The sequence below is a fragment of the Paraburkholderia sp. Ac-20340 genome, from assembly GCF_017104965.1.
Taxonomy (GTDB): Bacteria; Pseudomonadota; Gammaproteobacteria; order Burkholderiales; family Burkholderiaceae; genus Paraburkholderia.
In genome coordinates, this window is the sequence record NZ_JAAGPR010000054.1 from 1 (window position 1) to 19,182 (window position 19,182).

20 protein-coding genes are annotated in these 19,182 nt (G+C 61.4%); 11 read left to right on the top strand and 9 right to left on the bottom strand.

The features are described 5' to 3' along the window. Positions 1-197: 197 nt before the first annotated feature. Complete coding sequence (locus G3N59_RS35220) at positions 198-998, bottom strand: SDR family oxidoreductase (protein WP_205987597.1); 801 nt, start codon at positions 996-998, stop codon at positions 198-200. A 205-nt stretch (positions 999-1,203) separates the two neighbouring features. Here G3N59_RS35220 and G3N59_RS35225 point away from each other — a divergent pair, with 205 nt between their 5' ends. From G3N59_RS35225 to G3N59_RS35270, 10 genes are all read left to right on the top strand, one after another. Further along, the gene (locus G3N59_RS35225; protein WP_205987598.1) at positions 1,204-1,899 is read left to right on the top strand and encodes a LuxR C-terminal-related transcriptional regulator; all 696 of its coding nucleotides are present in this window, start codon (positions 1,204-1,206) and stop codon (positions 1,897-1,899) included. Positions 1,900-1,924: 25 nt separating this feature from the next. Further along, positions 1,925-2,356 carry a hypothetical protein gene (locus tag G3N59_RS35230; RefSeq protein ID WP_205987599.1) on the top strand — a complete coding sequence of 144 codons (432 nt, stop codon included), beginning with the start codon at positions 1,925-1,927 and terminating at the stop codon, positions 2,354-2,356. 178 nt (positions 2,357-2,534) lie between these two features. Further along, positions 2,535-4,034 carry an aldehyde dehydrogenase family protein gene (locus G3N59_RS35235; RefSeq protein ID WP_205987600.1) on the top strand — a complete coding sequence of 500 codons (1,500 nt, stop codon included), beginning with the start codon at positions 2,535-2,537 and terminating at the stop codon, positions 4,032-4,034. A 35-nt stretch (positions 4,035-4,069) separates the two neighbouring features. Beyond that, the gene (locus G3N59_RS35240) at positions 4,070-5,401 is read left to right on the top strand and encodes an aspartate aminotransferase family protein (protein ID WP_205987601.1); all 1,332 of its coding nucleotides are present in this window, start codon (positions 4,070-4,072) and stop codon (positions 5,399-5,401) included. A 133-nt stretch (positions 5,402-5,534) separates the two neighbouring features. Continuing rightward, positions 5,535-6,488: a helix-turn-helix domain-containing protein gene (locus G3N59_RS35245; protein WP_205987602.1), complete on the top strand. Its 954-nt coding sequence runs from the start codon at positions 5,535-5,537 to the stop codon at positions 6,486-6,488. A 201-nt stretch (positions 6,489-6,689) separates the two neighbouring features. Next, on the top strand, positions 6,690-8,138 hold the full coding sequence (locus G3N59_RS35250; RefSeq protein ID WP_205987604.1) for an APC family permease: 1,449 nt from the start codon (positions 6,690-6,692) through the stop codon (positions 8,136-8,138). A 21-nt stretch (positions 8,139-8,159) separates the two neighbouring features. Further along, on the top strand, positions 8,160-8,627 hold the full coding sequence (locus G3N59_RS35255; protein WP_205987606.1) for a hypothetical protein: 468 nt from the start codon (positions 8,160-8,162) through the stop codon (positions 8,625-8,627). A 107-nt stretch (positions 8,628-8,734) separates the two neighbouring features. Beyond that, positions 8,735-9,169, top strand: coding sequence for a DUF333 domain-containing protein (locus tag G3N59_RS37500; RefSeq protein WP_346777983.1), 435 nt, complete (start codon positions 8,735-8,737; stop codon positions 9,167-9,169). Further along, entirely contained in the window at positions 9,166-9,894 is a 729-nt protein-coding gene (locus G3N59_RS35265; protein WP_205987607.1) for a hypothetical protein, read from the top strand. The genes G3N59_RS37500 and G3N59_RS35265 overlap by 4 nt, the downstream gene beginning before the upstream one ends. A 158-nt stretch (positions 9,895-10,052) precedes the next feature. Next, entirely contained in the window at positions 10,053-10,454 is a 402-nt protein-coding gene (locus G3N59_RS35270; protein ID WP_205987608.1) for a DUF3597 domain-containing protein, read from the top strand. A gap of 119 nt (positions 10,455-10,573) precedes the next feature. Here G3N59_RS35270 and G3N59_RS35275 read toward each other — a convergent pair whose 3' ends face one another. The 3 genes from G3N59_RS35275 to G3N59_RS35285 all read right to left on the bottom strand — a co-directional run bounded on the left by G3N59_RS35275 (position 10,574) and on the right by G3N59_RS35285 (position 12,827). Beyond that, positions 10,574-11,068, bottom strand: coding sequence for a DUF6515 family protein (locus G3N59_RS35275; RefSeq protein ID WP_346777984.1), 495 nt, complete (start codon positions 11,066-11,068; stop codon positions 10,574-10,576). A 78-nt stretch (positions 11,069-11,146) separates the two neighbouring features. Further along, the gene (locus G3N59_RS35280) at positions 11,147-11,944 is read right to left on the bottom strand and encodes a DUF2092 domain-containing protein (protein WP_205987612.1); all 798 of its coding nucleotides are present in this window, start codon (positions 11,942-11,944) and stop codon (positions 11,147-11,149) included. A 508-nt stretch (positions 11,945-12,452) separates the two neighbouring features. Beyond that, positions 12,453-12,827 carry a gamma-glutamylcyclotransferase family protein gene (locus G3N59_RS35285; protein WP_205987613.1) on the bottom strand — a complete coding sequence of 125 codons (375 nt, stop codon included), beginning with the start codon at positions 12,825-12,827 and terminating at the stop codon, positions 12,453-12,455. Positions 12,828-12,984: 157 nt separating this feature from the next. Here G3N59_RS35285 and G3N59_RS35290 point away from each other — a divergent pair, with 157 nt between their 5' ends. After that, on the top strand, positions 12,985-13,536 hold the full coding sequence (locus tag G3N59_RS35290; protein WP_205987615.1) for a YbaK/EbsC family protein: 552 nt from the start codon (positions 12,985-12,987) through the stop codon (positions 13,534-13,536). Positions 13,537-13,581: 45 nt separating this feature from the next. Here the strand turns inward: G3N59_RS35290 and G3N59_RS35295 are convergent, their stop codons facing one another. The 5 genes from G3N59_RS35295 to G3N59_RS35315 all read right to left on the bottom strand — a co-directional run bounded on the left by G3N59_RS35295 (position 13,582) and on the right by G3N59_RS35315 (position 18,529). Further along, on the bottom strand, positions 13,582-14,385 hold the full coding sequence (locus G3N59_RS35295; protein WP_205987616.1) for an alpha/beta hydrolase: 804 nt from the start codon (positions 14,383-14,385) through the stop codon (positions 13,582-13,584). A gap of 71 nt (positions 14,386-14,456) precedes the next feature. Continuing rightward, positions 14,457-15,761, bottom strand: a complete 1,305-nt coding sequence (locus tag G3N59_RS35300) for a tetratricopeptide repeat protein (protein ID WP_205987617.1) — start codon at positions 15,759-15,761, stop codon at positions 14,457-14,459. 232 nt (positions 15,762-15,993) lie between these two features. Beyond that, entirely contained in the window at positions 15,994-16,650 is a 657-nt protein-coding gene (locus tag G3N59_RS35305; RefSeq protein ID WP_205987651.1) for a helix-turn-helix domain-containing protein, read from the bottom strand. Positions 16,651-17,092: 442 nt separating this feature from the next. After that, positions 17,093-17,968 carry a lipid A biosynthesis lauroyl acyltransferase gene (locus tag G3N59_RS35310; RefSeq protein WP_205987618.1) on the bottom strand — a complete coding sequence of 292 codons (876 nt, stop codon included), beginning with the start codon at positions 17,966-17,968 and terminating at the stop codon, positions 17,093-17,095. A 138-nt stretch (positions 17,969-18,106) separates the two neighbouring features. Then, the gene (locus G3N59_RS35315; RefSeq protein WP_205987619.1) at positions 18,107-18,529 is read right to left on the bottom strand and encodes a hypothetical protein; all 423 of its coding nucleotides are present in this window, start codon (positions 18,527-18,529) and stop codon (positions 18,107-18,109) included. Positions 18,530-19,182: the final 653 nt, after the last annotated feature.

A 19,182-nucleotide genomic window follows, 5' to 3' on the forward strand; every position in this document is an offset into this window, starting at 1 on the left:
GGACTATCAATCTGAACCAGCAAACGTGAACGGAGAATGTGTTACCCATGTCTCCGTACACCTGTTACCTATGTCTCCAGTCCATACACCGCTGCAAAGAAAAGTAGGTGCCGCCCCGCACAGGGGCAACGCTAATAGACCGACACGAACTCAAGGATACGCGACGCCGCCAATAAACCGCCCCAAAAAAACCCACCCTAAAAATCCCGCCCAAAAACAATAGTAGGCACATCAACAATAGAAGACCCACCATCAGCAACAATAGCTGCCCCAGTAACAACACTAGCCGCAGGCGAAACAAGAAACCCACAAACCTGAGCGATCTCATCGGCACTAGCAGCCCGCCGCAAAGGCACATCACGACAAACCCGTTCATAAGCCTGATCCAGCGAATCGCCATAGCGATCAATGAGAGGCTGCATTTCACCATCAGCCATAGGCGTCCTGACCCACCCCGGACAAACGGCATTAACCCTCACACCCAGCGGCCCGTAGTCCCGCGCAAGCGAGCGCATCAATCCGATCAGCGCATGCTTGGCCGTCGTATACCCACAAACCTCCGGCCCAGCCGCAAGCGAAGCGATAGAAGCAACCATCACAATCGCCCCCCGCCGCTCGATCAATTGCGGCAAACAAGCCCGCGCACTCACAAACGCGGTATCCACATTAGCCCGCATGGCAGCAGCCCAATCACCGTCGCTGGTTTGAAGCGCACTCCCCATCCCCAATCCACCCGCACAAGCCACCAGCGCAGCAACACCGCCTTCAGCTTCCAGCACAGCACCAAACCGCTCCCAATCGGCAGCAGAAGCGGCATCGCCTTCCAGCACAATCCCGCCCGTTTCCTGCGCAACACGCTCAAGCGGCCCACGCCGCCGCCCAATCAACGCAACACGCGCGCCTTGCGCGGCAAACAGCTTCGCGCAAGCTTCGCCAATACCCGTCCCCGCACCGGTAATAACAACACAGCCCTGCGCAGATGAATTAGCAGATGTCATGCAAGCAACTCCAGAGTGAATAGACCCGAACAGCGCCAAAAAGCAGGCGTGCGCCGAGTCTAGGCGCCCCTCATAGCCCAGCCTATCGGGCAAAAGGATGACAACGCCCCGCCCATTTGCCAATTTGCGCTCACACCTGGGCCGCCCGCCTGCCTAGCATCGTCGAACAATCCCGCCGATATCCGAGGGACGATGGAGATCTCACATGCCCAGGCAAGACCACCGCGCCGCCGCGCTGGAAACCGCCGTTGCCGCGCTCACGAAGCTGCTGCGCCCAGGCGCGACCGTGTTCTACCGCATCGGCGCGCATCAGCAGCCTTCGGGTTTCGAGCTTTTCGGTCTCGCGGAAACCATGCATCGCACGTGGCTCCAGCGCTATCTGGTGCTCGATCCGATGCACCCGTCGCGCTATTTGCGCCAGCATGGCAACGTCCTCACGCTCGCGGGCGAGTTGCCCGAGGCGCTGCGCGCGCAATCGGTCTACTGGCGACGTTTTTTGCAGCCGCATCGCGTCGTGGATGTGATGGAAGTGCTGCTCCGCGATGAAGGCACGGTCGCCGCCGCGTTTTCGCTGCTGCGCTTTGCCCCCGATCCGCCGTTCACGCCGGACGAAATCGATCAGGCCAACACGTTGCAACCGCTGCTGGAACTCGCGCTCGAGCCCGTGCTGCGCAGCGAGGCCGCCATGCATCTGGCCGCGCCCGCCGACGATGCCGATGCACCGCGCCTCACGCACCGCGAGGAACAGATTGCGCGTCTCGTGCGCGATGGCCTGTCCAACAAGGCGATTGCGCGCGATCTCGAACTCTCGCAACCGACGGTGAAAACGCACTTGCTGCGCATGTTCCGCAAGCTCGGCGTGTCGAGCCGCACGGAATTGATCGGCGCGCTGTTCCTATGAATTGCCTTTCGACGAGGTCCGCACGATGAGCGCCTGCGCGCCCCAGTTGGTCGACGCCGCTCCCGCCACGTATGAAGAAAGCGGTCTTTTGCTCTATGCGGTCGCCGCTGTGGCCGTCGAGCCCGCGCAGGAGCCGGGCTGGTTCCGCCGCTGCGCGCACGCCGGCGCCGCGGTGATCTCGCGCGAGGAGGACGTGCCCGATGTCCTGCTGCGTTTGCCCGACTGCTGGAATATCGCCGATACCGCGCGCTGTCACGGTCTGCACGACGATCCCGATATCGTCGCCGCCGATCCGCGCTTCAGGCATGGCGACGACGACACCGCCTTCGCCATCGTCGCGCATGACGACGGCCTGCGTCACGTGCTGCTGATGCAGGTGAACGCCGCCGAAGCCGTGCTGATGCCCGAGCGTCCGTTTCGCGAGCGCGACGGTTTCGAGCGCTGCGTGTGGGGCTGAGCGCAAGCGCACGCGTGAACCTGCATCGATGTATACCCGCAGCGCATCTCGATCTGCCAATTTGCGCTAACGCCCCATGACTTGCGCCCCTAAAGTCGGCATCAGATGCCCGTCCGCGCCAGCGCACCGACCGCCGCGCGGGGCTTTGCCCACTGGTGATTAGCGAGAGATTGACGATATGAGTAGCGATGCGAAGGTCCGGGTCAGCGACAACGTGCGTGCGTTTCTGGCGCGCGAACACGGTCTCTTTATCAACGGCGGTCCGCAGCCCGCGCAAGCCGCGCAGCGTGTCAACGTATTCGATCCGTCCACGGGCGAGGTGATCGCCACGGTTGCGGACGCCAACGCCGCCGATGTCGATCGCGCCGTCACCAATGCACGCGAGGCCTTCGACGCACGCGTCTGGAGCGGTTTGCGCCCTGCGGATCGCGAGCGCATCCTGCTGCATTTCGCCGATCTCATCGAAGCCAACACCGAAGATCTCGCGCAGCTCGAAACGCTGGAGCAGGGCAAATCGATCAATATCGCGCGTGCGATCGAAGTGGGCGCGACCGTCGAATACGTGCGTTATATGGCCGGCTGGGCCACCAAGATCACCGGCGAAACGCTCGACGTGTCGATTCCGTTCCCGCCCGGCGCACGCTACACAGCCTTCACGCGCAAGGAGCCGGTTGGCGTGGTCGCGGGCATCGTGCCGTGGAATTTCCCGCTGATGATCGCCGTGTGGAAGCTGATTCCCGCGCTCGCGGCGGGCTGCACGATCGTCATCAAGCCGTCGCCGGAAACGCCGCTCACGGCGCTGCGTCTCGCGGAACTCGCCGGGGAAGCGGGCATTCCGCCGGGCGTGTTCAACGTCGTCACGGGCGGGCGCGAATGCGGCGCGGCGCTCGCATCGCATCCTGCCATCGCGAAGATTTCCTTCACCGGATCGACGCCCACGGGCAAGTTGATCGGCACGGCCGCCGTGCAGAACATGACGCGCTTTTCACTGGAACTGGGCGGCAAGAATCCGGCCGTCATGCTCGCCGATGTCGATGTCGATCAGGCCGTGCAGGGCGCGCTCGCAGGCGGTTTTCTGAACCAGGGGCAGGTGTGCGCGGCGGCTTCGCGCATCTATATCCATCGCAGCAAGTATCGGCAGATCGCCGACGGTCTCGCCGATGTCGCGAAGTCGATGACGCTCGGCGCCGGGCTCGATCCGAACGCGCAGATCAATCCGCTGGTGTCGGCGCAGCATCGCGATCGTGTGGAGCAGCATATCGCGCGCGCGCACGCCGATGGCCTGCGCTTTCTCGCAGGCGGCACGCGCGTCGATCATCCCGGCTATTACGTGCGTCCCACCGTGATCGACGATGTGCCGCACGACGCCGCGCTCGTGCGCGACGAGGTGTTCGGCCCGGTGCTCGCGCTGATTCCCTTCGACGATCCCGAGCAGGCGCTGCGCCTTGCCAACGATTCGCCTTATGGCCTGGCCGCGAGCCTCTGGAGCAACGATCTGCGCGCCGTGATGAATCTCGTGCCGCGCATCGAGGCCGGCACGGTCTGGGTGAACTGCCACGTGCCGCTCGATCCGTCGATGCCGTTCGGCGGCTACAAGCAATCGGGCATGGGTCGCGAATTCGGCAAATACGCCGTTGAAGGCTTTACCGAAACCAAATCCATCTGCATTGCGCATTGAACGCGCGCATTCATCGAGTATTCGACGGAGACACCATGAGCAAGACCAATTCCGCTTTCTGGCACCCGATGATCCATCCCGCCGAAATGCAGCAACGTACGCCGATCCGCATCGTGCGCGGCGACGGCTGCTTTGTATTCGACGAACACGGCAAGCAGCTTGTCGACGGCGTGGCGGGTCTGTGGAATGTGAACATCGGCCACAACCGTTCCGAGGTGAAAGCGGCCATTACCGCGCAACTCGACGAGCTCGAATATTTCCAGCTTTTCGATGGCATTTCGCATCCGCGCGCCGAAGAACTCTCGCGTCTGTTGATCGACATGCTCGAACCCGAAGGCATGACGCGCGTGATGTACAGCTCGGGCGGTTCGGACGCGGTGGAATCGGCGCTCAAGCTTGCACGCCAGTACTGGAAGGTCGAAGGTCAGGCCGATCGTACCAAATTCATTTCGCTCAAGCAGGGCTATCACGGCACGCATTTTGGCGGCGCGTCGGTCAATGGCAATACGGTTTTTCGCCGCAATTACGAGCCGAATCTGCCCGGCTGCTTCCATGTGGAAACGCCGTGGCTTTATCGCAATCCGTTCACGCAGGACCCGCAGGAACTGGGCCGCATCTGTGCGGAAATGCTCGAACGCGAGATCCTGTTCCAGAGCCCGGATACGGTGGCCGCTTTCATCGCCGAGCCGGTGCAGGGCGCGGGCGGCGTGATCGTGCCGCCGGAGAACTACTGGCCGCTGATTCGCGAAGTCTGCGATAAATACGGAGTCCTGCTGATCGCCGACGAAATCGTCACCGGTTTTGGCCGCACGGGCAGCCTGTTCGGCAGCCGTGGCTGGGGTGTGAAGCCGGACATCATGTGCTTCGCGAAGGGTATTTCATCGGGCTATATTCCGCTGGGCGCGACGGCTTTCAACGCGCGCATCGAACAGGCCTTCATGAAGAACGCCGACTTCACGGGCGCGCTCATGCACGGCTACACCTATGCGGGGCATCCGGTTGCGTGCGCGGCGGCGCTGGCCAACCTCAAGATCGTTGCCGATGAAAACCTGCCGGCCAATGCGGCCGCGCAGGGCAAGCATCTGCTCGAAGCGCTGCAGCCGTTCGCGCAGCGCTATGCGGCTGTAGGCGATGTACGCGGCAAGGGCTTGATGGTGGCGCTCGATCTGGTCAAGGACAAGGCCACGCGCGAACCGATCGATCCCACCGACGGTTACGCCAGCCGCGTCGCCGAAATCGCCCGCGAGAACGGCGTGCTGGTGCGCCCGGTCGGCACGAAGATCATTCTCTCGCCGCCGCTCGTGATCGAGACCGAACAGATCGACGCCATCGTCAAGGCGCTGGCGGCGGGTTTCGAACAGGCCTGAATTTCAGCGCATTCTTCATCGCAACCTATTCGGGCATTTATTTAAGGCAAGACCGCTCCCTGGTTCATCGATTAAAATTCGTCGACAGGCATTCGACGATCAGGATGCTGCTGATTCATGCAGGAGACAGCCGATGGATTTCAGGGTCAGCGCGCTTGCCGACGTGCATGATCATTCGCTCGCCGTGAGCGGCTGGGAGCAGGTCTATCGTCAGATGACGCCGGGCCGCTACGAAAGCCGGCTCGTGCAGGCTTCGTCGAGCGAATTTCACTTCTTTCGCGAGCAGACCAACCGCCGCGTGGTCCAGGCGGGCGTCTCGCCCGCGGGCTTCGCTTCGCTCGCCGTGCCGCTGTACGCGCCCGTCGTCGGCACGTTCCAGGGCCAGAAGGTGGACGGCTATGCGCTCATGCAACTCGGCCCCGGCGAGGAGTTCCGCTTCTACACGCCCGAGGCCATGCATTACGTAGGCGTGAGCCTGCCCGCCGAAACCATGTTCGAACTCGTGGCCGTCACCATCGGTGAAGAGGCCGCGCGCCAGTTGCGCCGCAACGTGGTGCCGTTTCCCGCCGAAGCCGCACAGGTGCTGCGCCTGCGCCTTGCCCCTTTTCTCGATGCCAGCGAGCGCGATCGCGCGGCGTTTGCCGATGCGGCCGCCCATGGCGCCAGCGTCAAACGGTTCCAGGACGAAGTGCTGAGCGTGCTGCTCGGCCTGCTCGAAAGCGCGACGGGTTTGCCCTCGCGCGACCTCACACACGCCACCTATAGCGATATCGTCAAGCGCTGCGAGCGCATCACCGAAGACAACACCGAAGAATCGCTCACCGTGCTCGACCTGTGCCGCATGCTGCGCTGCAGTCGCCGCACGCTGCAAACGAGCTTCCAGCGCGTGGCGAACGTCACGCCGGTGGAATATCTGCGCTCGCTGCGTTTGAACGCCGTGCATCGTCTGCTGCGCTCCACCAGCGCGGATGAACTCCTGATTGGCGATGCGGCCGCGCGTTGGGGCTTTACGCACCTGAGTTATTTCGCGCGCGAATATCGCGACCTGTTCGGCGAACTGCCCTCGCAAACGGTGCGCAAAAGCTGATCGGCAGTTTTCGTTTGACTGACAACACCGCCTGTTTCAGGGCGCATTCTTCTCCCGACTAACCCTGGTTCCGCCCCCTTGCCGCGCGGCTTGCCGATTTGTGCTGCCGGTCGGCAATATTGGCTCTCTACAGTGCATCTCGACACCCGGCCTGCATGCGTGCGCGCCGCGGCACGATTAATACTTATCGGAGCGAGATACATGAACGTCGCGGCAGAACCCACGCCCTCGACCGAACTACGCAAAGGCGCTTTAGGCCTGGGCTTCATCGTCTTTTTCGTCATTTCCGCTGCCGGTCCGCTGGTGGCCATCGCGGGCGGTTTTCCTATCGGCATCATGCTTGGCAACGGCGCGGGCACACCGGCGCTGCTCGTGGCCACGGTCGTGATCCTGCTGCTGTTTGCAGCGGGTTATACGGCGATGTCGCGTCACGTCACGAATGCGGGCGGCTTCTATGCGTTCACCGCGCGCGGGCTTGGCGGGACGGCCGGCGGCGCGGCGGCACTGCTGGCGCTGCTCGGCTACAACACGATGCAGATCGGTCTTTACGGCATGTTCGGCGCGGTGGCGTCGGGCTTTCTGCAAACGCACTTCGGCGTGAATGCGCCGTGGTGGATCTGCTCGCTCGCGGCGATGGCGAGCATTGCGGTGCTGGGCTATCGGCAGATAGATTTGTCGGCCAAGGTGCTTTCGCTGCTGGTGCTCGGCGAATATGTGGTCGTGCTGATTCTCGATCTCGCGATTCTCAAGAGCGGCGGCGCGCATGGCGTCAACGCCGTGTCGTTCACGCCGCGCGTGTTCCTGAGCGGTACGCCTGCGCTGGGCTTTCTGTTCTGCTTCGCGAGCTTTATCGGCTTCGAGGCCACGACGATCTACAGCGAAGAGGCCAAAGATCCGCAGCGCACGGTGCCGCTCGCGACGTATATCTCGGTGCTGCTGATCGGCGGGTTCTACGCGTTCTCGGTCTGGTGCATGGTGATCGGCGCGGGCGCGGACGATATCGTCAAGACGCTCGGCGCGCTGCAGGACCCGACCACCTTCCTCTACACGCTCTCCGATCACTACGCCAACGGCACGCTGACCGGCGCGATGAGCGTGCTGTTCATCACGAGCGTGTATGCCGGGCTGCTGGCGTTCCACAACTCCGCGGCGCGTTACTTTTTTGCGAGCGGCCGCGAAGGTCTGCTGCCGAAGTCGCTTGGCCGCACGCATGCGCAGCATTGCAGCCCGCATATCGGATCGCTCTGGCAATCGGCGATTGCGGCCGTGGTGGTGCTGGTGTTCATCGTCGCGCATGCCGACCCGGTGCTGACGCTGTTCTCGTGGCTCACCAATGTGGCGACGCTGTGCATCATCGCGCTGATGACGCTGGCTTCGGCGGCGGTGTTCGTGTTCTTCCGCCGCCAGACGGTGCGCGAGGAAGGCGCGCTGCGCGTCGTCTGGTTCCCGCTGATTTCGGGGGTTGCGCTCGCGGTGGTGCTGCTGCTGGCGGTGGCGAACTTCCCGTTGCTCACCGGTGCCGGCGCGACGCTCTCGTATGCGTTGACGGCGCTGCTGCCGGTGTTTGCGGTGATCGGCGTGGCGCTGGCGCGCCGTCTGAAGCGCCGCGATGCGCTGGCGTACAGCCGGCTCGGGCGTTCGCGGCTGTGACGTCGCACTGAAAGAGGGGTAGTGAGCCTGCGCGGCCCGTCCATGACGGGCCGCGTGGCGTTTACGGCACGCGCTTTGCGAGACGCAGCGATGGGTTTCAACGATCGGAAACATTCTGCGAATTGCCGCTGCGCCACGCCTGTCGCGCGTCGCGGCATCCCGGCGCGGGCGGCGATGCCAAACGCCGTCGGCTGGCGTACCGATTTCAGGGTCACAGCGATACACTCGCCCAAAACTCAGACGGCGGATGTCAGGGAGCCGATCGCGGCCAGCAAGCGCTCGCGTCGTCCGCAACCGTTATTCAAGGAAGATATGCCGGCCTTCATCGTCAAATATACGCATCGTCATGTGAACACTTCGACGGATATCGGCTCGGCAATCCGCGTCGATGCCGTGTCCGGCGATGCCGCCGTCGATCAAGCCTGGGTCCTGCTCAAGCAGCGCCATCCCGGTGAATACATCGTGGTGACGGCTGCGATCAGGAAGTAGCGCTCAGCCTCTGCGGTCACGACAATTTGATCTTGCTTCCGCTAGCTGTCGCGCGCCGGGTCAGTAAATTCCGAAATGGCGGCGCGTTGCGCGCAACGGCGTCGGGCATGTTGTACCGTCAGGGATGCACGGGTTTCGATCGCCGCTCAGGTAGCACACAAGCAGAACTCAGGCAGAAGCCCGGCGTGCTCGCCGCCCTGTGGACCGGCTTCGCGGATCTCACCCGGCGGCGTATCGACATGCTCGCTTACCCGGTGGCCAATATGAAAACAATCCACTTCCTCCCCGCACTTCCTGCACTCGTGGCGATATTCGCCGTCACTTCCGCGTGCGCACAACCGTTGCCGATGAGCGCGCAAAGTCCCGCGCGGCAGCAGGCGGCCATGGCGAACCCGGCTTCGGTCAACTGCATCCACAACGGCGGAACGCTGCAGATCGTCGAAACGGCGGACGGCCAGACCGGCATCTGCAAGCTGCCGAACGGCCATCAATGCGAAGAGTGGGCCTTGCTGCGCGGCGATTGCCAGGTGGGCCGGCCATGAGTGCGGGTATGAGTGCGGCCATGGGCACGGCCGCCGTCGATTTCGACTACGGCGGCCAGGTGCAGGTGCTCGCGCATGCACTGCACGCGAGCATCGACCATGAAGCCTCCATGCCGCGAGCGCAGGTCTGGGTGGTGCATCTGCCCAATATCGATCCCGATGCCACGCTGCTGCTGCGTTTCTCGCCGCCTGAGGCGGCGGGGCGGCTGGTGGTGGAATCGGTGCTCGCGTTGAACGGCGCGCCGGTGCTGGCGGCTGAATATCCGAGCATCGAAATGGTGCGCGCGTGCGGCTACCGGCGCGCGATCTCGCTGTCGCTGAGCAAGAAGGCCAACCGTCTCGCCGAGGATATCAAGGTGCGTCTGATGCCGGGCTATATCGACGTGCTCGAGCGGATTCGCGCGGCGCGCCGGCTCGGTGACGCGCAGCCGGTACGCATGGCGCATGTGCAGTCGCAGATGCAGGCGCCGCCCAGCGTGCCCGCGCTCGCGATCGCGCAGCCCGCTCACGGCTTTCTGATGCCCAGACTACTGGCGAGTATCGGCTTGCATAGCACCGAATGGACAGGGCATAGCCGCGTGGCGCTGCCGCGTCTGGTCACGGGCGGCCCGCAGATCGACGTTGCTGTCGACGGCGAGCAATCGGGCACGGTGCATCTGTCGATCCGCGATCTGCCGCTCGAACGGGCGCAGGCCGTTCTGCAGCTTATCTGCGAGTTGCGCTGAAAATGACGTGATCGCCAACGTCGGCAGTGTGAAGCGCGTGTGACAGGACGTTTTCGGGACGGCGATTTCCGAAGCTCCGGCATACTTTCGCCTGACGAGGAAAAGACCGGCGCTGCGGCGCCGCCTCGGCAACCAGCAACCCCATAGGAGTCAAGCAAATGAGCATTTTTGGCGATATCGTGAACAAGTTGTTCCACAAGGCCAAACCCGACCAGACGCCGCCGGCCGCCGAGCCGACGCCGGACCCCGCAGCCGCCCAGGCCGCCGCTCCCGAAGCCGCGCCGGCGCCCGCGCCGCTCACCGATGTCGATGTTGCCGCCGTGATGGACCAGCTGGTGTCCGAAAGCGGCCAGACGCTGAACTGGCGCGTGTCGATCGTCGATACGATGAAGGCGCTCGGCGTGGACAGCAGCCTCGATCACCGCAAGCAACTCGCGCAGGAGCTCAAGTACTCGGGCGACATGAACGACTCCGCGAGCATGAACATCTGGTTGCACAAGCAGGTGATGGCTGCGCTGGCCGCGAACGGCGGCAAGCTGCCGGCCGATCTGGCAGGTTGAGTTGATGCAGACCGCCGCGCGCTGATGGCGCGAGCCGGTTTCCGAAGCTGTTGAAAAGCGGGCCGCTGGAATTTCCAGCGGCCCGCTTTTTATTCGTGAGCTTCGTATGACGCGGTATTTCAGTGCGGCGGATTGACGACGATGTACTGCACCGTCGTTCCCGAGTACTGCGGTTGATAATAGGTCGAGCCGCACTGCTGATACGTGACACCGTTGACGTTAATCGCCGAACAGCTAGGCGGCAGCGTGTGGACGATCGAGCCCACCACGGCCGCTGTGGCGACCACTGCGCCAGTCACTGCGGCGGCTGTCGCAACCGGGTGATCGTTGTACCAGCCGCCGTTATAACAGCAGCCGCCGTGGTTGTCGTTGTAGTTGTTGGCGACATTGGCGCGGTTATTGCTGATGTTTTGCGCTGCATTGGTCCGGTTCGAACTGACCTGCTGGGCGGTGTTCTGGCGATTGCCTTCGCGCGTGGTTCGATTGGCTTGCCGCGTGGCGACATTGGTATCGTGCGAACTTGCCATATTCGCGCGATTCACGGACGTTTGCGCACCACCGCGGACCTGAAACGCGCTCGCCGAAGTCGTGCTCATTGCAACGATCAGTGCCACGCCAGTCGCCGTCAAGATTCTCTTTGATTTCATGATGATCTCTGGATTGAAAGGCTATTGGTCTATCGGGCTCTTGGCCTATTGGGCGCCGTTGGTTTGCACGAACTTGATCTGATGTGCATTTTCAGGAGGCGAGAAGTCGAACAGCTTCGCGCTGATTTCCGGCTTCAGATTCCAGTGGTAGATCGCCGTGTACTGTGGCCGTTCCTTGTCCTGCGACGTGACGATATTTAACTTGCAGGGCAAAGGTTGGCTGCCTTTCTGAATCCAGATTTGCCAGTCCAGATTGTTTTGACGGTAGGCATAGTGGGAACACGTATTGCCACTGACGACTTCATCGCCGATATAGACGGCCGATGTCACACGTTTTAAATCGTCGGGATTGGCGCCTAGCGTGAAGATATCGCTGAGCGGCAACTCAATGCCGTATTTGTTCTCGAGATCGCCCATTAGCTCCTTGATTGTTGCAGGAGCCGGAGCACTGGCATAGTAATTACCCGGTTCGGTAAACAGTGTAAAAGTTTTGCCGTTGTAAAAAACGTGGCGGCTGTAACCCGGCGCGCCACCGACAATATCGACCTTGAGACTATCGGGACGGCTAACTGTCAGTTTCGTGTTGTGCGATAGCTGGATCAATTGCGTCGTTGCGCCGTTGACCATGATCTGATCGGTCGTTGAATCAACGTCTAGATCGAATTGCTTGACCGTCTCCATGAAGCTGCTCATTCTGGTCAGGGCGTCCAGTGCCTCTGGATCGGGTTTCGTTGCAGCAGCTGGCGCGACGACTTTCTTAGCCGCCATGGCAGCCTCGCCGGCTGCGCAGAACGTGAGCGCCACTGCCGCGAGGGCTGCAAGTCTGTCAAGACGTTGTGTCATTCGCCTTCTCCTTTAATCAGGCTTCTTCAACCGCTGGTTTGACAACGTTGTTGCTGCCACGGCCAACGACGGGAGTACGTCAGTCCCACGGACTCCCATGCAGGAAATCGATACGCAAGACCCTATTAAACAACGCTTTTCGGATCAGGGTTCTGTGAAGTGGCAGGGGCGCAATATTTAACATGTGCGCAGCGGGCCAACCATGATTTGAAACAAGGAGAAGACAACAGAATGGAGGACGCTATCGTCGAATTGCCGAATGGATCATGCTTTTATATTTAAAAGCATGCTGGAGACATGAAAGTCAGTGGCGAATTCAGACATTGCAATGCGATATGGTTTTTATCGGCGATCAGAATTTCGCATAAACATGACTTTCGATTGCGTCATTCTCAGTGGCATTCCTGCTGGATAAAACCTTGCGGGTTTTGTTCGCTCGAGCCGGCTGCAAAGCGAGGCAATGCAGCCGCGAGCGATTTAATCCGTCTTTATGGCGTTCAGCCGGGCATTAACCGGGTTGGCGCGAATTGGCGTCCACATACACCCACGCCTGCTTGCCGGAAGCGAGCGTGACGAGATCGCGCCGGTATTCGGCGACTTCATAGGCATCGGCGTGCGCGAGTTCTTCCGGCGTGATGGCGAACACGGCGCCGCTCACGCGATCGGCGGGATTGCCGGTCCAGGTCACGACAGGATGATGGGTCTTGCCGCTGGTTGCGACCACAGCCGGGTCTTCGATCTTGAGCATCGTGAGCGAAAAGCCAGGCATCTCGTCGGCTTCGCCATCGAGCTTGCGGCCGAAGGTGGCGATCTGCACCTGCTCGAGCTGCAGGGTGCCGTAGGAGAAGAGCTGTTCGGAGAACGGGGAGTCGGTGTGGGTCATGGTGCGGGTCCGAAAGAGAACGGCGAATACGTCGATACACTGCGCCAGTCATTATAGGGTTCGTTTTGCGCGGCTGCCCGCGGGTCGGCAAGCGGCGGTGCGCCCGTTGCCCGTAAAATAAGCGGCTGCACCCTGCAATCGACGGAGACCGCATCGCATGGAAGCCCCGCATCATCAACTCGACATCGTTCCCGACGCGCAACGCGAACACCATTTGCCGCCCAACGTCATGGCCCGCTTGCCAGCAGAAGGCGTGACGGTTTTCAGCGTCGCCGACGATGCCTCCGACACCGCGCAATTCAGCGAGCGTTATGGTTTCGGCCTCGAAGACTGCGCGAATACGCTGGTGCTGCGCTACAAGCGCGAGGGTGCGGAACGCCACGCCGCCGTGGTGACGCTCGGCTCGCGCCGGCTCGACGTCAATGGCGCGGTCAAGGCGCGGCTGGGTGCGCAGCGGCTGTCGTTCGCGAAGCGCGAACAGGCGGTCGAACTCACGGGGATGGAGTTCGGCGGCATCACGGCATTCGGCGTGCCCGACGACTGGGTCGTGCTCGTCGATGCTGCGGTGATGGCGCGCGAGCGCATTGTCATGGGCGCAGGCGTGCGGGCCACCAAGCTGTTGCTCGCGCCCGCGCTGCTCGAACAGTTGCCCAATGTCGATATTGCGCCGCTGGTCTTCGATGAAGATGAAACTACACAGGCATCCTGATTAATTTTCAGGTATCGACCATCTTGCGCGAGCCCGGCGCTCGCTTCAAACGGCTCGTGCTACGCGCCCGATCGCATCGACGATAACTTGCGGCGCGTCGCGCTGCACGAAATGCTCGCTCTGCGGTGCGCGTATCAGTTCGGCGCGTGAAGACAGCGCGAGAAAACCTTCCTGCATACGCTCCCAGGCACGTTGCAACGCCTCGCGCTGTTCGGCAGCGAAGAAAGGCGAATGCTCGAACGACGCCGCCACGATCACGGCCATCGGCAGATCGCCCAGCGTATCGATTGCGCTTACCGCGCGAAAGCTGGCGGGGAAGTCGATGTTTTCGGGCGTGGTGTGCGCATCGCGCCAGCCTTCGCGCCAGAGTGCGCGCATCGACTGCAGGGCGCTCGAATCGTCCGGCGTAGGTTCGACGAATGCAGGGCCGAAGCGCTCGAATTGCCCTTCGTGCATGGCTTCGACAAGCACGAGCCCGCAGGTCTGCGCGCGAAAACGATGAGCGAAGAGGCGCATGAGCAGACCGCCAAACGAATGACCGACCAGCAGCCACGGCGTGGGAAGGCGTGCTGACTGCAGGAGTTGCGCGAGGTCTTCGATCATGGCGTTAGCGTCGCGCGGACCGCGCGCGGGATCGCTGGCGCCGCGTCCCGCGCGATCGTAGCGAAACACGCGAAAGTGCGGCTCGATTGCGGCTTGCACGTCCTGCCAGGCTGCACTCTCCAGGCCCAGGCCGGTTTCGAGCACGACGCTGGGCGAGCCCTTGCCCGATGTCCACCAGGCAAGGCGCTTGCCGCGGATATCGGTGAAATGGGGGGCGGCGGCGGGAAGAGCAGCTTGATCCGGCATGATGGGCGGGACGTTTCAAGGCGCGACATGCGCAATACACGCGCACTATAACCGCATCTCGCCGTCTGGCATTACGCTCGCGCCGAGGCCAGTGCGTGCAACGCTTGCGCGACGCGCGCGACCACGGGTTGCCAGTCGCCGGGGCGCGGCTGGCGGAACAGCGTGACGCTGTCGTACCAGCGCTGCTTTTCGGCGCTTCCCCACGCCCATTGCGATACGTGATCGAGCATCGCATAAACCGGCACGCCCAACGCGCCGCCAAGGTGCAGCGGCGCGCTGTCGATGGTCACGATGGCATCGAGTGTGCTGACATGCGCGGCCACATCGTCGAAGCCGAGCTGATAGTGATGCGTGAGATCGCAATGCGCCACGCTGGCGGGCAGTGCCGCGCCGCCGGGTGTCAGCGGATGAAAAACCACATTGGGCACAGAAAAGAGCGCGTCGAGCGTTTCCAGATCCATCGAGCGTTGAGCGTCGCGTCGATGTTTGGAGTCGCCGCGCCAGACGAGGCCGATCTGCAATGCGTCGCGCCGGGGCGTGCGTGCATGAACGAGCGCGCGCCACGCCTCCACGCGGGAGGCGTCCGCTGCCAGATACGGCGTGCCGCGCACGTCGTCCGGCTTGAGGCGCAGCATGAGCGGCACACTCATGATCGGCAGGCAGTAGTCGGGCGTGCCGTGCTGCGCGTAGGCCTGCGTTTCGATTTCGACGCAAGGCGCGAAATGACGCGAAAAAAGCGCATGCAGTGCCTGCCTGCACGCCAGCACCATCCGGCCGCCTTCATGCTGCACGCGTGCCGCGAGCGCGGGCAGCAGGCGCGCCATTTGCAGATCGTCGCCGTTGCCTTGTTCGCTGTACACCAGCAAGGTGCGGCCTTCGAGCGATTGACCGGCCCAATGCGGCGCGACACGCGCCATGATCGACACGATGCTGTTGTGCGCGCGATCCGCCCGGCCAAGGCGCGCTTCGTAGCGCGCCCAGCCGCGTCGCCAATCGCCGTTGCGCAATTCGATTTCGGCGAGATCCACGGCTGGCGTGGTCGCGCCGGGATCGAGCTTGAGCGCGCGTTCGTAGAGACGCTGGGCCTCGCCGTAACGGCCTTGCTCCGCCACGAACTGCGCCATGGCAGCGACGATGTTCGCGTTGCCGGGGTTGAGGGCATGGGCGCCGCGCATGGTGTTTTCGGCCGCTGCGGGCGCATGCCGGCGCCATTGCGCGCCAGCCAGTTGCCACGCGACTTCCGCATTGGCGGGATCATGGGCCAGCGACGTGAGACACAGGCTTTCGACCGCTGCCCAATCGCCCGCGAAGCGCTTTTCGAGGATGGTCTGAAGCGACGGATTCGGAGCGTCGATCAGGGCTTCGGCGTCTGGCATGGCGGTGTTATCGGTATGATTGGTATTCCTGATTATTGCGATGCTGCGAGTGATCAGGAAAAGGGCGCACATTATCGCCCGAAGCCGCGCTGCAAACCTCTGGAATCCGTGCCGATGCCTTGATGGGCGTCATTGGCCAGGTGCTTGACAGGCCGGCAAGCGAGTAAAAAGCGGCACGGCCGACGCCCGTGCCGTTAATGCCCCTTTAAAGAAGCGCTTTAAAGAAGAGGCTTTAAAGCGCCCGCAACCCTTCCATATCGACGATACGAATCAGCTTGCCTTGCGCGTCGATCAGATTGCGCTTCTGGAAGCGCGAGAGAATCCGGCTCACCGTTTCGAGCGTAATGCCCAGATAGCTGCCCATATCCTCACGGGACATGCGCAGATGGAATTCGGTGTGCGAGTAGCCGCGCTGCCAGTTGCGCTCCGAGACATCGAGCAGGAACGCGGCCACGCGTTCTTCGGCGGAGAGCGAGCCCAGCACCATCATCTGCGAGGCTTCGCGATTGAACTGGTCGCCCATCAGGCGGTGCAGGCGTTCCTGCATCGTCGCGGTTTCGCGGCACAGGCTCTTGAGCGCGGCGTAGGGCAGGGTGCAGATCGAACTGTCTTCCAGCGCGATGGCGCTGAACGCATGCGTGTCGCTGGCGATGCCGTCGAGGCCGAGCGCTTCGCCCGCCAGTTGCAGGCCGGTGATCTGCTCGCGGCCGTCACGATGCACGATCAGCGTCTTGAGCGAGCCGGAGCGCACGGCGTAGAGGTTGTCGAAGCGGTCGCCGGCGCGGTAGAGCGCTTCGCCGCGGCGGACCTTGCGCACGCTGCAGATCAGGGCTTCGAGCTTGGGCACTTCGTCGGAGGCGAGGCCTTGCGGGATGCACAGATGGCGCATCGCGCAGGCCGAGCAGCGCGCGACCGTCTGTTTGGCGGCGATGGGCGCGCGGCTGGCAGGACCGCCATGGCGGACGACGACTTGGGATACCGCGGTAGGGGACAGCATCGAAACACTCCTCTGATCGGTTCCTGAATATTGTCCCCTCACAGAGAAGGGTTAAATAGGCGACAAAATGACGCGCATCAGGAACGGCTCTGGTCGAGCCTTGTCAGGTGGCGCTTTTCGTGATCGTGCTATCCCGGAAAAAAGATGCGACTTGGGAAAATGTGCCGAAAACGGACAATCTAGTCGCGACCGCTCTTGTCACAATGCGAAAAAGACGCCCCTCTCGCGTTATTGAGCGCAGACATCCGAGATGGGCATGCGCGCTTCAGACGTAGCGAACGGCAGGCATTCTTCCTTGAACACTGCCTGCCGGCCGCCTGGTCCGGCGATCTGTTCAATAAACCGATGCCATACCAGGTGGTCGATGCTTGAAGCGCCGGTGCACCCAGTAATACTGCTCGGGATATTTAACGACCTGCTCCTCGAGAAACGCATTCATGCGGCGTGCGTCGACCACATCACACCCCGATGGGAAATTCGCGAGCGGCTCGAAAATCGTCAACTTATATCCCTGATAGTTCGGGAGCACCTCAGTCACGAATGGAACGACCCGCGCGCGTCCCAGTTTCGCGAGACGCGAAACAGCGGTTAGCGTGCAGGCGGGAACGCCGAAGAACGGGACAAAAACTGAGTTGTCCACGCCCTGGTCCATGTCTGCCGCGAGCATGACGGGTTTGCCGGAACGTAACAATCCCACGATCCTTTTGGCGCTGGTCGCGCGTTCGATCATCTCTGCCCCGAAGCGCCCGCGTTGTCGCCTGGCCAGCGCACATAGGGCCGTGCTTGACATACGTGTGTACAGCGAGGCAACCGGTAGGCGGGTCGAGTAGAGCATGCAACCGACCTCGATGCCCACGAAGTGAAACCCCATAAAGATGGTGGGCGGGGCCGCGTCGTCGTCCAGATCAATTTTGCTTTCGATCTGAACGATGTCCCGGATCGCCTGCGCACTGCCGAACCACTGGATGCCTCGCTCGAGATAACTGCGAACAACGTGGCGGAAGTGCTCTCTTGCGAGCTGCTGAAGTTCGCTGCTGGTTTTCTCGGGGAAGCAGAGACGCAAGTTCACAAGGACGATATGCTTGCGGCGGCTGGGAACAGCATACAGCGCAGTGCCGATCACCATCCCAAGCCTTGCGACGAATTGATAAGGAAGTATCGAAAGCGTACGTAGCAACGCCACGATGAACACGAAACCGAGGCGTTTCAAAGATTGTCCCCTCTGGATAAAAAAGTGCGAAAAGTGCCGCGGAACGCCATGCATTTGCCCGGCGCGTGATGACATCTTTAATGTTGGGCCCATGACATTGTTGAGCGTGCCAGTAAGGGCGGCCCATCAGCTCTGCCGCTAACCAGAAGCCGACACATTCAGCTCTCCGAGCTTGAGCGCCGATTTCCCGCTACGCGAAGATATGACTGCCGGTACAGGTCGAATCAACTCATGCACCATCGATTCGATATCCTCGAACGGAACAGATCGTGCATTCAGACCGCTAGACTCAAATCGTCCAACCGCCACGACGATCTGTCGTTGTACGACCGAGAAATCAATTGAATTCCAGTGTTCGGTCGAATCAGCAGCCATGAAGCCATCGAAACTTCGCGCGTGAACTGAATATTTCAGAGTGGTCTTGCACTCGGTACGCTCAGTGCCGTGGCTATAGAGGGTGCTTGATATTCCTTCCTCGTGCAGAGAAATCTCGATAGCCCGAAGAAGATCGCCCGATGGCACCGATTCATTAACATCTACGCAAACATGGTTCGTGGTCACCGGTAATCCACTCACTGAGACCCTTGGTGGTTGAACACTGCTGCAACCAAACAGAACAGTGGACGTTATCAAAATCGCAAAGAGCTTTGCTGGCGACGGATAGATTAAAAATGCGTTATTAGAGAGGGGCATTCGTTTGCTGCTACTCAACAAGTTATTCTTCAATTGGCTACCAGCCAGAATCTGGCGCTTGACATGCGATTACACAACCGAGTGCTCCAATTGCACCCACAGATCCCACGCCGGCTCCCAGTGCTTCGCTTAAGGATAAAAAATAACTTGAGAAACACACCGTACCTTAGAGTTGGCTTCTTGTTTGCCGGGCATAAGATACCGTTTTCGCATCAATGCAAAATAAGGATGTCGATGCTGGAATGGATGCTACTTACAAGATATTACTTTTCAAATTCATTGCGTATTTGTATGAATAACTCGCGCCGAAATATTGAATAATAGTTATTGTCATTCATTGTTGATCGTTCGGAATCGGAGCGTGTTGGTTGTGAGATTCAAGCGGTTTTTCACGGAATAAATTCTATTTATGACGAAAATGTAATCGCCGGGTAATGCTGATGTCATCATTCGATGAATGCCGCCGTATTGCAGATTGGCGCCTTCCATTGAGTTTGAAATGTTTCGTCATGATTGCGTGT